Source organism: Celerinatantimonas sediminis (assembly GCF_046054195.1).
Classification (GTDB): Bacteria; Pseudomonadota; Gammaproteobacteria; order Enterobacterales; family Celerinatantimonadaceae; genus Celerinatantimonas.
In genome coordinates this window covers 17,902-30,218 of record NZ_JBEQCS010000007.1, presented here as the reverse complement: position 1 = coordinate 30,218, position 12,317 = coordinate 17,902, and the positions used below count along the sequence as shown (strand labels likewise).

11 protein-coding genes are annotated in these 12,317 nt (G+C 44.9%); 3 read left to right on the top strand and 8 right to left on the bottom strand.

Annotated elements, in window-relative coordinates:
* Positions 1-118 precede the first annotated feature (118 nt).
* A complete protein-coding gene (locus ABTQ23_RS09880; RefSeq protein WP_408615554.1) occupies positions 119-1,087 on the bottom strand; it encodes a 2-hydroxyacid dehydrogenase in 969 nt (322 codons plus the stop codon).
* A 237-nt stretch (positions 1,088-1,324) separates the two neighbouring features.
* Here ABTQ23_RS09880 and ABTQ23_RS09875 point away from each other — a divergent pair, with 237 nt between their 5' ends.
* Both ABTQ23_RS09875 and ABTQ23_RS09870 read left to right on the top strand, forming a co-directional pair.
* A complete protein-coding gene (locus ABTQ23_RS09875) occupies positions 1,325-1,708 on the top strand; it encodes a hypothetical protein (RefSeq protein ID WP_408615553.1) in 384 nt (127 codons plus the stop codon).
* Positions 1,709-1,865: 157 nt separating this feature from the next.
* Positions 1,866-2,192 carry a CPCC family cysteine-rich protein gene (locus ABTQ23_RS09870; RefSeq protein WP_408615552.1) on the top strand — a complete coding sequence of 109 codons (327 nt, stop codon included), beginning with the start codon at positions 1,866-1,868 and terminating at the stop codon, positions 2,190-2,192.
* 25 nt (positions 2,193-2,217) lie between these two features.
* On the opposite strand, the gene ABTQ23_RS09865 is transcribed toward ABTQ23_RS09870, so the two are convergent.
* From ABTQ23_RS09865 to ABTQ23_RS09835, 7 genes are all read right to left on the bottom strand, one after another.
* Positions 2,218-3,237, bottom strand: coding sequence for an ABC transporter ATP-binding protein (locus ABTQ23_RS09865; protein ID WP_408615551.1), 1,020 nt, complete (start codon positions 3,235-3,237; stop codon positions 2,218-2,220).
* On the bottom strand, positions 3,234-4,916 hold the full coding sequence (locus tag ABTQ23_RS09860) for an ABC transporter permease (protein WP_408615549.1): 1,683 nt from the start codon (positions 4,914-4,916) through the stop codon (positions 3,234-3,236). The genes ABTQ23_RS09865 and ABTQ23_RS09860 overlap by 4 nt, the downstream gene beginning before the upstream one ends.
* Positions 4,917-4,918: 2 nt before the next feature.
* Positions 4,919-5,884, bottom strand: coding sequence for an ABC transporter substrate-binding protein (locus ABTQ23_RS09855; protein ID WP_408615548.1), 966 nt, complete (start codon positions 5,882-5,884; stop codon positions 4,919-4,921).
* Between the two features lie 197 nt (positions 5,885-6,081).
* On the bottom strand, positions 6,082-6,843 hold the full coding sequence (locus ABTQ23_RS09850; protein ID WP_408615547.1) for a phosphoadenylyl-sulfate reductase: 762 nt from the start codon (positions 6,841-6,843) through the stop codon (positions 6,082-6,084).
* Positions 6,836-8,518 (bottom strand): assimilatory sulfite reductase (NADPH) hemoprotein subunit, encoded by a 1,683-nt coding sequence (gene cysI / locus ABTQ23_RS09845; protein WP_408615546.1) that lies wholly within the window; start codon positions 8,516-8,518, stop codon positions 6,836-6,838. Before cysI ends, ABTQ23_RS09850 begins: the two co-directional genes overlap by 8 nt.
* A complete protein-coding gene (locus tag ABTQ23_RS09840) occupies positions 8,518-10,305 on the bottom strand; it encodes an assimilatory sulfite reductase (NADPH) flavoprotein subunit (protein ID WP_408615545.1) in 1,788 nt (595 codons plus the stop codon). Before ABTQ23_RS09840 ends, cysI begins: the two co-directional genes overlap by 1 nt.
* Before the next feature lie 321 nt (positions 10,306-10,626).
* Positions 10,627-11,322 (bottom strand): TIGR04219 family outer membrane beta-barrel protein, encoded by a 696-nt coding sequence (locus ABTQ23_RS09835; protein ID WP_408615544.1) that lies wholly within the window; start codon positions 11,320-11,322, stop codon positions 10,627-10,629.
* A gap of 288 nt (positions 11,323-11,610) precedes the next feature.
* On the opposite strand from ABTQ23_RS09835, the gene ABTQ23_RS09830 reads away from it, so the two are divergent.
* Positions 11,611-12,315 (top strand): enoyl-CoA hydratase-related protein, encoded by a 705-nt coding sequence (locus ABTQ23_RS09830; protein ID WP_408615543.1) that lies wholly within the window; start codon positions 11,611-11,613, stop codon positions 12,313-12,315.
* Positions 12,316-12,317: the final 2 nt, after the last annotated feature.

Sequence of the window (12,317 nt, the reverse complement as noted above, 5' to 3'; positions counted from 1 at the left end):
AAAGAATCTACCCTGCACTATACCGACCTTCATCGTGATTACGAAAGAACCAATGTCTATCGCATAGATGATTATGATCTAAAAATACGATTTATTATGGCAAACTAACGAACCGTTGTTATAAAGACCACGCCGATGGATTCACACAATGGTGCACATTTTTATGCACCAATGCATCAACTAAACTATTCACCGCCAGTTCTGCCATCGCTTCGCGGGTTTGTGTCGTTGCCGAACCGATATGTGGCAGTGCGACAACCTGTGGCATAGAAAGTAGTTTAGAATCAGGGTCGATGGGTTCTTGATGAAAAACATCCAACCCAGCTGCGGCAATTTTCCCATCTTCAAGGGCGCTAATTAATGCCTGCTCATCCACCACATCACCACGGGCCGCATTGATAAATACCGCCGATGGTTTCATCTTCTCAAACTGTGGTTTAGCAATTAAATGATAGGTCTGCTCGGATAGCGGCGTGAGCATCACGATAAAATCTGAACGCTCTAAAAGCTCATCCAAAGTAACTAACTGTGCAGCGAATTGCTCTTGTGCAATCTCTTTAGGATGGCGATTATGATACAAAACAGGCATACCAAACCCTAAGTGAGCACGCCGCGCAACAGCCATTCCAATCCGGCCCATCCCAACAATGCCGATAGTTTTATGATGCACATCGCGGCCAAAATATTGAGGACTTAAACTGCTATGCCACTGACCTGAGCGAACCCAGTTGGCCAACTCAACGACCCGTCTGGCGCTTGCTAACATCAGTGCAAACACCGTATCAGCAACGGTCTCATCCAGTACACCTGGGGTATGAGTTAAAATCACTTGTCGCTCAGTCAACGACTCAACATCATAGCTGTCATAGCCAACCGATACTGTTGAGGCCGCTTTTAAATTAGGTAGTTTAGCTAGCTGCTCGCTCCCTAGCGCAAAGCCACCAGAGGCCAGAATGCCCTGCGTTTGCTGACATTGTTCATCTGTTAGCTCATCAATGGCACTCACATAAAGCACATTAAAATGCTGCTCGAGGACTTGTTTGAGTGCATCAGAAATCTTAGCAAAAACGGCAATTGTGGATTTCATAGAACCTCCTGAAGATGATAAATAATGTAATGGATAAGCGGCTCAACGCGCTCAAAACCTAAAAAATTTCCTCTCGTTTTACCATACACCGACAACTGTCACTGAGCCAGTATTTGCCAACGCCACCCGCTCAAACGCTCTGAGATAAATGATAAAAATGATATTTTCCTGTGTGCTTAATTGCCGCGAACATCGCACTGAGTTAGTCTGGAAAGCGTGACATTAAGGAGATCTCGCGTGAAAGATTTATGCATTATTCAACCGCAAACCCCGAACTTATTAATAAAAATCGGACAAGCATTGGGTCAATCAGGAATTAATATTGAAGGGCTGAGCCTGTCATCCTTACAAGAATCATCCATCGTTCATCTGCTCGTTATGGATGAAAAAATCGCCATCAGCGCCCTTCAAGAACATCACATAGCAATTGAATCATTCTCTGACGTATTCATTCTTTTTAAAGATCAAAAACAAGTGACAGGAAAACCTGGCTCATTTGGCAGCATATGTCAGTTACTTTATAAAAATGGGATTACCATTAAATTTGGCTACCCAGCAGAAAATAACCGGTTTGTCTTTGGTGTCGATGATATCGAAAAAACCAAACAGCTGTTGGCCTAACCGTAATTTAATCCATAGATTAGCACCAAAGATTAAATCATGGCGATGATATAGTGCTATGCAAGTAGCGACTTAGCCCTATTTACACAAAACCTACTTCATTAGATGCTGTACACTCAAAAATACAGACGACACATTAGACATCCAAGGATGGAATATGAAAAAAACACAAGCCATCAATTCACTCTTTGCATGCCCATGTTGCGGCTACGCCACGCTTGCTGAGCGGGGAAATTACGAGATTTGTGAAATCTGTTTTTGGGAAGATGATGGACAAGATGATGACGATCAATTAGTCAATCGCGGTGGCCCCAACCATATTTCGTTAAAACAAGCGCGATTTAATTTTATCGTTCACGGTGCATCAGATAAGCAGTTTCTAACAAGTGTTCGCGCCCCGAGCATAGATGACATTAAGCTCACAAACTATCGGCTTGTGTATGATATTCTCGCTGAAAGTTCAGATGAACCGCATACCCCGTAAATACTCATTGAGCGTAACACCTATTTTATGCCGCATATTGAGCAAGCCGAGAATTTAGGCTATTTAACGGCTTAAGCTCATTAAAATTAACAGCAAGGTGAATCAGTTGATCACTTTGCAGCGGCTTATTGTGGTAAAAACGCAAATTTACATCCGCAACCTTAGCGAGGATCTCATATTGGTCGGCTAAAAAATGAGAGCTAATGACTTGCGCTTTAAGTGAACCGGCAGGATTAACCTCTAAAGCACGACGAGGAATCAGCCAAAGCGTTGCGTCACCTTTGGCTAGTATGCTTGAGGGAACAATATTGCCACAATCTAAAAAACTGGCCGTCCACTCATCACAAGGATGGCGAAATAACTGTTCGGGCGAGTCGAAGCGATGGATTTGACCATCTTTTAAAAGCGCTATTTTATCCGACAATAACTGTGCTTCACGGCGATCATGGGTGACATACAGACACGTTAACTCCAACGAACTTGCTAATCTTTTTATCTGGTGGCCAAGCTCATCGCGCAAATTGGCATCTAAATTAGATAAAGGTTCATCAAACAAAATACATTGGCGATCAGCGGCTAGTGCTCTGGCAATGGAAACGCGCTGCTTTTGCCCACCAGAAAGTTGAGCCGGACGATAATCGCTATAACCATCTAATTGCACATAATTAAGAGCTTGGTGAACCTTGTCTCGAATGCGGGCCCGATTGTAGTGACCTGAGATTTTCAGCGTAAATGCAATATTATCAAACACATTCATATGCGGCCAAAGACCATAATCTTGAAAAACAAATCCAAGCTCTCGGCGCTGGGGCGGCACAAAAATCCCCTTTTCAACATGCATAAATTGCCTATGATTTGCCATGATGCATCCAGCATCAGCTTGCTCAAGACCGGCAATAATGCGTAGCAAGGTTGTTTTACCGCACCCGGAAGGGCCAAGCAGAGTGACGAACTGGCCTTGTTCAATGTTCAGATTTATATCGTTAAGCACTGATTGCTCAGCAAACGCTTTGCTAAGCTGCTCTATCTTAATATATTCCATCATGACGAAACCTTCTTCTGAACCCACTGACCCAAACTTATCAAAGCGCCACAAAGCACAATCGTCATTAGGCTCATCGCCATTCCAACATTCACTGAGCCCTGATCAAACTGATTAAATACATAGGTTGCGACCGTTTCCACCCCAGGTGGCGCGAGCATTAACGAAGCAACGAGTTCACGCGTACTGACAGCAAAAACAATCACTGCGGATGCAAACCCTACACAGACAAGTGATGGCAATAAAATTTTCCAAAGTACCTGCCAATCATTTGCCCCACTGATAAAGCCCGCTTCATCAAGGCTCTTTGGATAACTTCGCAAAGCTGCGGTTAACATCCGCATCGGATAAGGCAACATTAAGCACAGATACGCCAATAACAATATGGCTAAAGAGTTATAAGGGCTCCAATGCCAAAATGGCTGATTCCACGTTAGAATAAGTCCGACAGCAACAGCCATGCCCGGAATAGCATTGGGTAAAACCGTGAGCAGCTCTAAAATATTCGCGCCTTTAGGGCGAAGACGGATGAGTGTATAGCTAACAACCAGTGCAATTAAACAACATAAAATGGCCGCCGCAAAAGCCAGCGATAAACTGGTCATCAAGGCACGCATGGCATCACTTACACCAGAAAATAGCGCAGCAAATGCACCAAAGCCCAAGTTATACCAATGCAAACCGCCCGATTGAGTTTTCATCAAAGCCGAAAGCGTAATGGCTAATAACGGCAACCCCACACTTATCACAATCCACACCATAAACAATGCAAGTTTGAGAAACTGATGAGTACAACGCTCCGTCATTTGATTACCCATTTGAGCGCCGTCTAAATGCGCTCGATAGCAATGGTTGAGCAACCGATAACACTGATAAGCCACCATCGCCAAAGCAATTAATAACAGCGATAAAATAGCTGCACCGCTCAAATCGATAGGCCAGTCGGATAATTTATTGTGAATGGCAGTCACCATCACTTCAAAGCCAAAGCGCCGCCCAATAATATCTGGCGTTCCAAACTCTTCAATCGACAACACAAAGATCATCAATGAGCTTGCAACAAGCGCAGGCATAATCAGCGGCAGCCAAATTTTGCTAAACCGTTGCCAAGTATTGGCGCCATAAATCATGGCCGCTTCCATATATCCGCGCCCAGTTGCTGTTATCGCAGTATTGGCACTGGCATAGGTCAATGGGAACAGGTGCAATCCCATCACTAAACTCAAGCCAATGGGAGAAAAGAGCAACTGATGAAAATTAAAACCGAACCACTGCTCAATAAAGCCATGCGACTGACCCAACTGTATCCAAGCCATCGAACCAATATAAGGAGGGATTAACAATGGAACCATCAACAACATATCGACCATGCGCCCAAATCCAGCGCGAAGGCTCTGGCGCACAACCGCAAGTGGTAACGCGATAACAAGCGTCCAAACAATCACGCCGCAGGCCAGAGTCACCGAATTAATGGTTGCACCAATCAAAGAGCTGGAGTGAAATTGCTCGCTAAAGCGGCTAAAGGCAGATGCAAAGCTCCCTTGATTTAAATGCGGGAAAATCGCATATAAGACGATAGCAATAATGGGCAGTCCAACAATCACCAACAGCACCAGAGACGAGCCATACATCATCACATAACGCAAGCTCTGGTCTCGAGTTCGAGTAAATACACTATGCATCGTTAACGCATAATTTGAGCAAATTGATTTTTCGTTTTCACAGCATCCTTAGCTGCATTGGCTAAATCAAAATGCAAGAATTTAAGCTCATCAAAGCCGGGGCGAAGTGCTTTCACATCGGTGCGCGCTGGCAAAATAAATTGTTTTGCAACCAGCATCTGACCTTTCCTGGAGAGGACATAATCAACAAATTCTTTCGCAAGCTTGGCATGTTGGGTTGATTTCATAATCATCACCGGACGCGGGGCCAGCACGGTTCCCTCTTGAGGATAAACCACATTAATATGCTCACCTTTAGCTTTTGCCCCTAACACAACATAATCAACTGCCCCAAATACAACAGAACGACTGCCCTGTAGTACCGGAGCTAATGCCGCTTTATTCGCGCCAGGAATGATCATTTGATTGGCTTTGAGCTCTTTAAACAGTGTCCACGCTTTTTCACCTTCGTCGGCAACAAGCCCTTCGACTAAGGTCAGCGCGCTACCAGATGCGGCGGGATCCGGCATAGTGACCTGCCCGGCATACGCTGATTGACTCAAATCTTGCCAACGGTGCGGAACCGGCACTTTACTGTCAGTGTTATAGGCAATCGAAAGCGCAGCGGCGCCCTGCGCAACAAAGCCGGGGCCTTGCAAACTTTGAGGCACATGTTTGGCGTTGGGCGAGATATATGAGAGCAAATCACCAGATTGACTGAGGCTCAGTGCATGGCCCCAAGAGGAAGAGATCATCACATCCGCATGAGGATTGTTCTTCTCTGCCATGTAGCGAGCCATAATTTTTCCAGCCGTCGCCTGATAAAGGCTCACTTGTGCGCCAGTTTTCGCTTCAAATCCTTTGATAAGTTCAGCAGAAAGTTTTTTAGGTCCAGCTGAGTACACCGTGAGTGTCTGGGCACAAATGCCAGCCGAGAGAATGCTAAAACCAAAGAGAATGAATGCACTGCAAGTTTTTTTTAAAAACACTGAGAGCCACCTTTTATCCATAAAAAGAGTCAACAATAAGCTTTCAGTTAATCGAGAAAATATGAACTAAGGATGACTAAAAAATGACAAAACGATGACATAACAGCTAAGTCTGAAATCGATCATACTTTTGTCAAAGTCAAAGACGATGGGAAAATAAAGAAAAGCTTGGGTGTTGCCCCAAGCCAGAAATACCGTTAAATACCACTACCGTGATGTTCTTCGTGGATACCGCATTCGCGTTTAAGGCCAAAAAAGCGCGTGTCCTCTTCACTCATTCCTGGCTCAAGCGGGCGCGATGTATGCCAGTCGCCGACAGAAACATAGCCTTTTTCCCATAAAGGATGATAGCTAAGCTCATGTTTTTTCAGGTATTGATACACCTGTCGGTTAGTCCAGTTGATGATAGGTAAAACTTTAAAGCGCTCGTTTTGTACTTGCAATACGGGCAGATGAGAGCGGCTTTGCGACTGCTCACGGCGCAATCCAGAAAACCAAGTTTGGATTTTAAGCTCATCAAATGCGCGCTCAATCGGTTCTACTTTGTTCATCTGATTATACCGCGTTAAACCGTCAAGCCCCTGCTCCCAAAGCTTGCCATAACGAACTTCCTGCCAAGCTGGCGTCATTGGATTACTATAAACTTTTAAATTCAAATCCAACTTATCAGTGAGTTGATCGATAAAATGATAGGTTTCATCAAACAAATAGCCCGTATCAATCAGCACAACTGGAATATCCGGACGGATTTGCGTCACCATGTGCAGCAATACTGCAGCCTGAATCCCAAAACTAGAAGAGAGTGCGTGATTCTCTGGCAAATTTTCAATGGCCCAACGAATACGCTGCTCACTTGATAAGCTTTCTAACTCACCGTTTTGGGCAGCAAGCCAAGCTTGCTGCTCTTTTTCATCAAGTTGTGGCCATTGGCTGGCCACATCATTTAATATCTCAAGCATGAAATTCTCTCCCCTGATAAACAGGTGCGATAATCCCGGCACGAACGACATAATCGCCAAATGCTTCCTCGCCATCACGCTCTTTAGCATAACGTTCAAACAAGCCATCTAACTCGGTCAGGATCTGCTGTTCATCGATATTTTCACGATAAAGTTTATTCAGGCGAGTTCCAACCGGACTGGCACCTAAATAGAGGTTGTAATGACCTGGGCCCTTACCAACAAAACCGATTTCTGCGGCAAATGGACGAGCACAACCATTCGGGCAACCGGTCATGCGCATCACTATCGGTTGATTGGCTAAGCCATGGTTTGCCAAAAGCGCATCGACTTTGGTAATCAGTTTAGGGATATAGCGTTCACTTTCAGCCATCGCTAGGCCACAAGTTGGCAGTGCAACACAGGCAATCGAGAGTTTTCGAAGCCAGGTCAAATCGTCTCGAATCAAACCATATTGATTGGCGAGCTGCTCAATTTTATCTTTATCTTGTTCACTGACATTGGCAATCACGATGTTCTGATTCGCGGTCATGCGAAGGTCGCCCTGATGAATTTTGGCTATCTCACGAAGGCCCGTCATCAGTTGTCCCTGTTCAGTATCGGCAATCCGCCCATTTGGCAGATAACAAGTCAGATGCCAGCGGCCATCGTAGCCCTGTAGCCAACCAAAGCGGTCACCACGGGTTGTCCAGGTAACATCAACAGCAGGGGCAAAACTCACGCCAGAGTGTTTTTCAACTTCAGCTTTGAATGTTTCAAGACCCATGTCATCAATGGTGTATTTAAGCCGTGCGTGTTTACGATTTTCTCGATCGCCGTTATCGCGCTGAATTAAGAAAATTGCTTCAGCAACCGCTTGCGCTTGTTCCGGACGGATAAAACCAAGTACATCACCAAGGCGAGGATACGTTTTGGTATCACCGTGCGTTGTGCCCATACCGCCGCCAGCAGAGACGTTATAACCGACAATTTCACCATCTTGAATGATGGCAATAAAACCTAAATCATTGGTAAACACGTCCACATCATTATGTGGTGGCACTGCAACTGCAATTTTAAATTTACGCGGCAGATAAGTTGGCCCATATAATGACTCAACATCGGGTTTGTTCAGTGGCTCTTCATCTAAAAAGATCTCAGCATAAGCACGGCTTTGCGGCATAAAATGCTCAGATAAACTTTTTGCAAATTCATACACCTGCTGATGAACCTGTGACTCAACCGGATTAGAGTTACACATCACATTTCGGTTCACATCACCGCAAGCGGCAATTGAGTCGAGTAGCCGCTGATGCAGTTTCTGAATCACCGTTTTCAGATTGCGTTTTAATATTCCATGAAACTGAAAAGTCTGACGCGTGGTTAAACGGATATTACCGCGCGTAAGATGCTGAGCAATCTCATCGATGATTAACCACTGCTCAGCGGTACAGACCCCACCAGGAACGCGCGCCCGAAGCATAAAGCTATAAAGCGGCTCTAACTTTTGAGATTTACGTTCATTACGCAAGTCTCGGTCATCCTGCTGATAAAAGCCGTGGAATTTAGTTAACTGTGTGTCATCTTCGGCAATTGAACCGGTGAGAGGATCGTTAATGCCCTCTTCGATGGTGCCACGCAGAAAGTTACTGCGAGCTTTAATAATTTCATTTGCAGATACTTTGGTATCACTCATCAGTAGACATCCTTCTGGTAACGTTTGTCGCGGCGAAGCGATTTGAGCCAGTCTTTTGCTTCTTGCTGACTCATCTGCCCCTGTTCACTTGCGATACTTAATAATGTTTGTTCGACATCTTTAGCCATTCGGGTTGCATCGCCGCAGACATACAGGTGCGCCCCTCGATTAGCTAACCAGTCATAGACATCTTTTGAGCGCTCACGCAGGCGATCTTGGACATATATTTTATCCGCCTGATCCCGCGAGAAAGCTAAATCAATGCGAGAGAGTAATCCTGATTTAACATAGCCTTGAATTTCGCTCTGATAGAGAAAATCTTCGGTAAAATGTGGATTACCAAAAAATAACCAGTTATCGCCACTTGCACCTTTGGCATCACGCTCTTGCAAGAACGCACGAAACGGTGCAATCCCCGTACCGGGACCAATCATAATAACTGGGGTTGAATCATCTTGCGGTAGTTTGAAGTTCTGGTTCGGTTCAACAAAAATCTTCACGTTTTGGCCTTCACCAAGACGAGATAAGAACCCAGAACAACCACCAAAGCGCAGCGCTTGACCCTGCTCAAAACTGACCACGGCCACACACAAATGCACTTCGTCTTCAACGTCACTCTGACTTGAGGCGATAGAGTACATACGCGGCGTAAGACGGCGCAGCGCAGCTAGCAGTTCATCTGCTGGCACCTGAGCTGGATAGGCACTGACGACATCAATAATCTGATGGGTTGCGGCATATTCACGCAATAATGGTTTTTGAGCTTTTAGCTGTAAAAGTTCATCAGCCCCGCTTCTATCTGCCCAAAACTCTACAAATCCCGGAGGCGTTTGAGTGAGCTCATACGATTGAATCAAAGCCGTTTTTAACGTGGCAGATTGCTCATCAACAACAACCGTTTGTTCGCCATCAAGTGATAGAACAGCAAGCAGTTCATCCACCAGCACCGCATCATTCTCAAACCAAACACCGAGGGCATCACCACTTTGATAGGTCAAACCAACGCCTTCAAGATCAAACTCAAGATGACGAATATCTTTAAGTGAATTACGCCCGGTAATTTTCTGATTGGTTAACACCGTTGCAACAGCTGGATGCGCTCTGTCGTATTTAGTTGACGCAACAGATGGGCTTGTAAGCGCAACAGGCTGCTCTGCGACCAGTTCGCTGGCCTGCGCTTTAAGGATTTCCAACAGCTCTTGCTGCCACTGGCTAGCAGGTTGTTCATAATCGAGATCGCAGTCTACACGAGCGAGCAGAGCAGTTGCACCAAGCGCACTTAAACGCTCGTCAAAATCCACACCACATTTACAGAAATGCTCGTAGCTGCTGTCTCCTAAAGAGAGAATGGCATAACGTAATTCTGGAACTTTCGGTGCTTTTTTTGAGACCAAAAATTCGTGGAACTCCATTGCATCATCGGGTGGCTCGCCTTCACCATTAGTGCTGGCGACCATGACTAGAAATTGCTCTTTTTTTAGAGACTTGGGCTTGTAATCAGCAACATTTTGTAGCTGCACTGGCACATTTTGTTGCTGCGCTTTCTCAAATAATTGCTCGGCAACTGCTTTGGCATTGCCAGTTTGAGACGCATATAAAATCGTTACGTGTGCAGAACTAGTCGCAGCCGTGGTCGGCGCGATTTGCCCTGACGCATTTTTCGCATACAAATACCCACTCACCCAAGCCTGCTGCAGCGGGCTTAGATCACCGAGCGCTTGCTCCAGCGCCTTAAGCTGTTCGCTACTGAGTGGACAGCTTAACGCGTTGAGATCCTTTAAAGACATAGCTGATTCCTAATTTTAAACATCTAATTATCAATGATTGTCACTCATTTAAGTCCATCTTAACGCAACTAGATTAGGACTCTACTATTTGATTTTTGTGACGCTCACCGATCAACTAACGAGCTCAGCCCAAGTTAGCTAGTCTATTTTATTTATAAGTTGGCTTTGACTGAGTGTTAACAGTCTACCGGAGAGCTATTCAACAACAGAAAGAATAAATGGGGATGCTTTATAACAGGATGGAATATTGTCGCTAAAATATATAAACGAAAAAGCCGGAACATGATGGTCCCGGCTATTTCATCTCACTCAAAAAAGCGCTTAGAAGTGCAAACCTACACCCATAAACCAACCTTGAGCGGTTTGTTTAAGATCCATGCCATCGGCATCATCTAAATCCATATCCAAGATACGATAACCCGCACGCAGTTGCAGATCAGTCACAACCATCGGCAAAACATCATATGAAATCCCAACTTCAGTATCCGCCACATGGTCTCCATCAAAATGCATCAGTGATGTGTTACCGAAAATTTGTACGCCAGTCATCGGCAGGTTGACGTTAGCAGCCAGATAAACTGTCGGAATAGTCTTGGTATAATCTTTAGAAGAACCCGCACCGTGAATTGTGCCTTCGAAATGTTTAATGTTTAAACCGTAATCCAGACCAAACGCTGTGTTATCAAACAACTGATAGTAAAAAACGCCATCATACATCTGTTGATCGCTGGTAATATGAGTGCCACCAGAGCTACCATCGGTATCTAAGTCCTGATAACGCAGCATGACGTTCGGAACCATTGGGATTGGATGCTCAAACGCCACATAAAATCCCGGACGGATATTTGTGTCGTAATCCGGGTGATAGGTAGTGCCATCTTTTTTTACTGACTCGCCATTGTGAGTGGTATTCCAGAAATCAACCCCGGCATGCAAGCCTAGCGTATCCGCCTGAGCGACAGTTGAGCCAAACATCCCAGCTAAGGCAAGAATGGTCAACGCTGCAAATTTTTTCATAATTATCAGTCCGATTAGTCGTTATTTTACGCAATTAAACACTTCATAAGTGTAACCGAAAAATCCGTCATTGCCGACTTTATCTATCGGCTAATATTTTCCGAGCTTGAGCACAAATCCCGAAAAAATAAAGTGAATAACTCGACAACGATCGCTTTTCTGATTGTTTTTTACCCAAAATATTCATGATTTTGTCAAACTATCATCTAGAGTCTAATAAGGTTCCAGTGAGGTAATGCCAGCATCCTTTCACTAACCATGGACAAACTGGTTCGCTAGGAGGTGTTTATGATTCAGTCTCAGTTAGTTAATCATATTTTGACCGTCACGTTAGACCGTCCGGAAAAAGACAACTGCTTTACTTGCTCTATGTTCCGCTTAATGCGCGACAGGCTCAAACAGGCAGCCAATGATAATGATATTCGGGTGATTGTTATTGATTCACGCGGAGAACATTTTAGCCTCGGCGAAGACCTTCAAGATTTAGCCAACTCAGAACTAGACTATCGCCATCCGGCCCTGACCTTTATGCGGGAATTTGCTATTTTCCCCAAACCAATTATTGCTAATGTCCACGGCAATGCGTTTGGTTTCGGTATGGCGCTATTACTGCACTGCGATTTGATCGTTGCCGACCCTAATAGCCACTTCCAACTGCCATTTATTCGTCGAGAATTGATGCCAATATTTGCCTGTAGCACCCTGCTGCCACAACGAATCGGACCACAACGCAGCGCCGCTTTATTGTTACTTGGCGAGCAATTTAGTGCAGAGCAAGCTTGCCATTGGGGGCTGATTAATCAGGTTTGCCATCGTCAAGAGCGAGACCTGTTGATTGAAAAATGGAGTAATCAACTGGCGCAATTACCAGAATTACTGGTTCGCCAAACCAAGCAGTTGTTATCCAATGCAAATGCTATCAATGATGATGTCATCAAAGATGAATGGCACCTGTTTCAGGAAAATATCAATATTCCACAACTACAGGATTAGTA

What these genes read in the sequence shown, in the direction of transcription:
- ABTQ23_RS09830 (WP_408615543.1), top strand. Translation starts at nt 11,611, where the DNA reads ATGATTCAGTCTCAGTTAGTTAATCATATTTTGACCGTCACGTTAGAC.
- ABTQ23_RS09835 (WP_408615544.1), bottom strand. Translation starts at nt 11,322, where the DNA reads ATGAAAAAATTTGCAGCGTTGACCATTCTTGCCTTAGCTGGGATGTTT.
- ABTQ23_RS09860 (WP_408615549.1), bottom strand. Translation starts at nt 4,916, where the DNA reads ATGCATAGTGTATTTACTCGAACTCGAGACCAGAGCTTGCGTTATGTG.
- ABTQ23_RS09865 (WP_408615551.1), bottom strand. Translation starts at nt 3,237, where the DNA reads ATGATGGAATATATTAAGATAGAGCAGCTTAGCAAAGCGTTTGCTGAG.
- ABTQ23_RS09850 (WP_408615547.1), bottom strand. Translation starts at nt 6,843, where the DNA reads ATGCTTGAGATATTAAATGATGTGGCCAGCCAATGGCCACAACTTGAT.
- cysI (WP_408615546.1), bottom strand. Translation starts at nt 8,518, where the DNA reads ATGAGTGATACCAAAGTATCTGCAAATGAAATTATTAAAGCTCGCAGT.
- ABTQ23_RS09880 (WP_408615554.1), bottom strand. Translation starts at nt 1,087, where the DNA reads ATGAAATCCACAATTGCCGTTTTTGCTAAGATTTCTGATGCACTCAAA.
- ABTQ23_RS09870 (WP_408615552.1), top strand. Translation starts at nt 1,866, where the DNA reads ATGAAAAAAACACAAGCCATCAATTCACTCTTTGCATGCCCATGTTGC.
- ABTQ23_RS09840 (WP_408615545.1), bottom strand. Translation starts at nt 10,305, where the DNA reads ATGTCTTTAAAGGATCTCAACGCGTTAAGCTGTCCACTCAGTAGCGAA.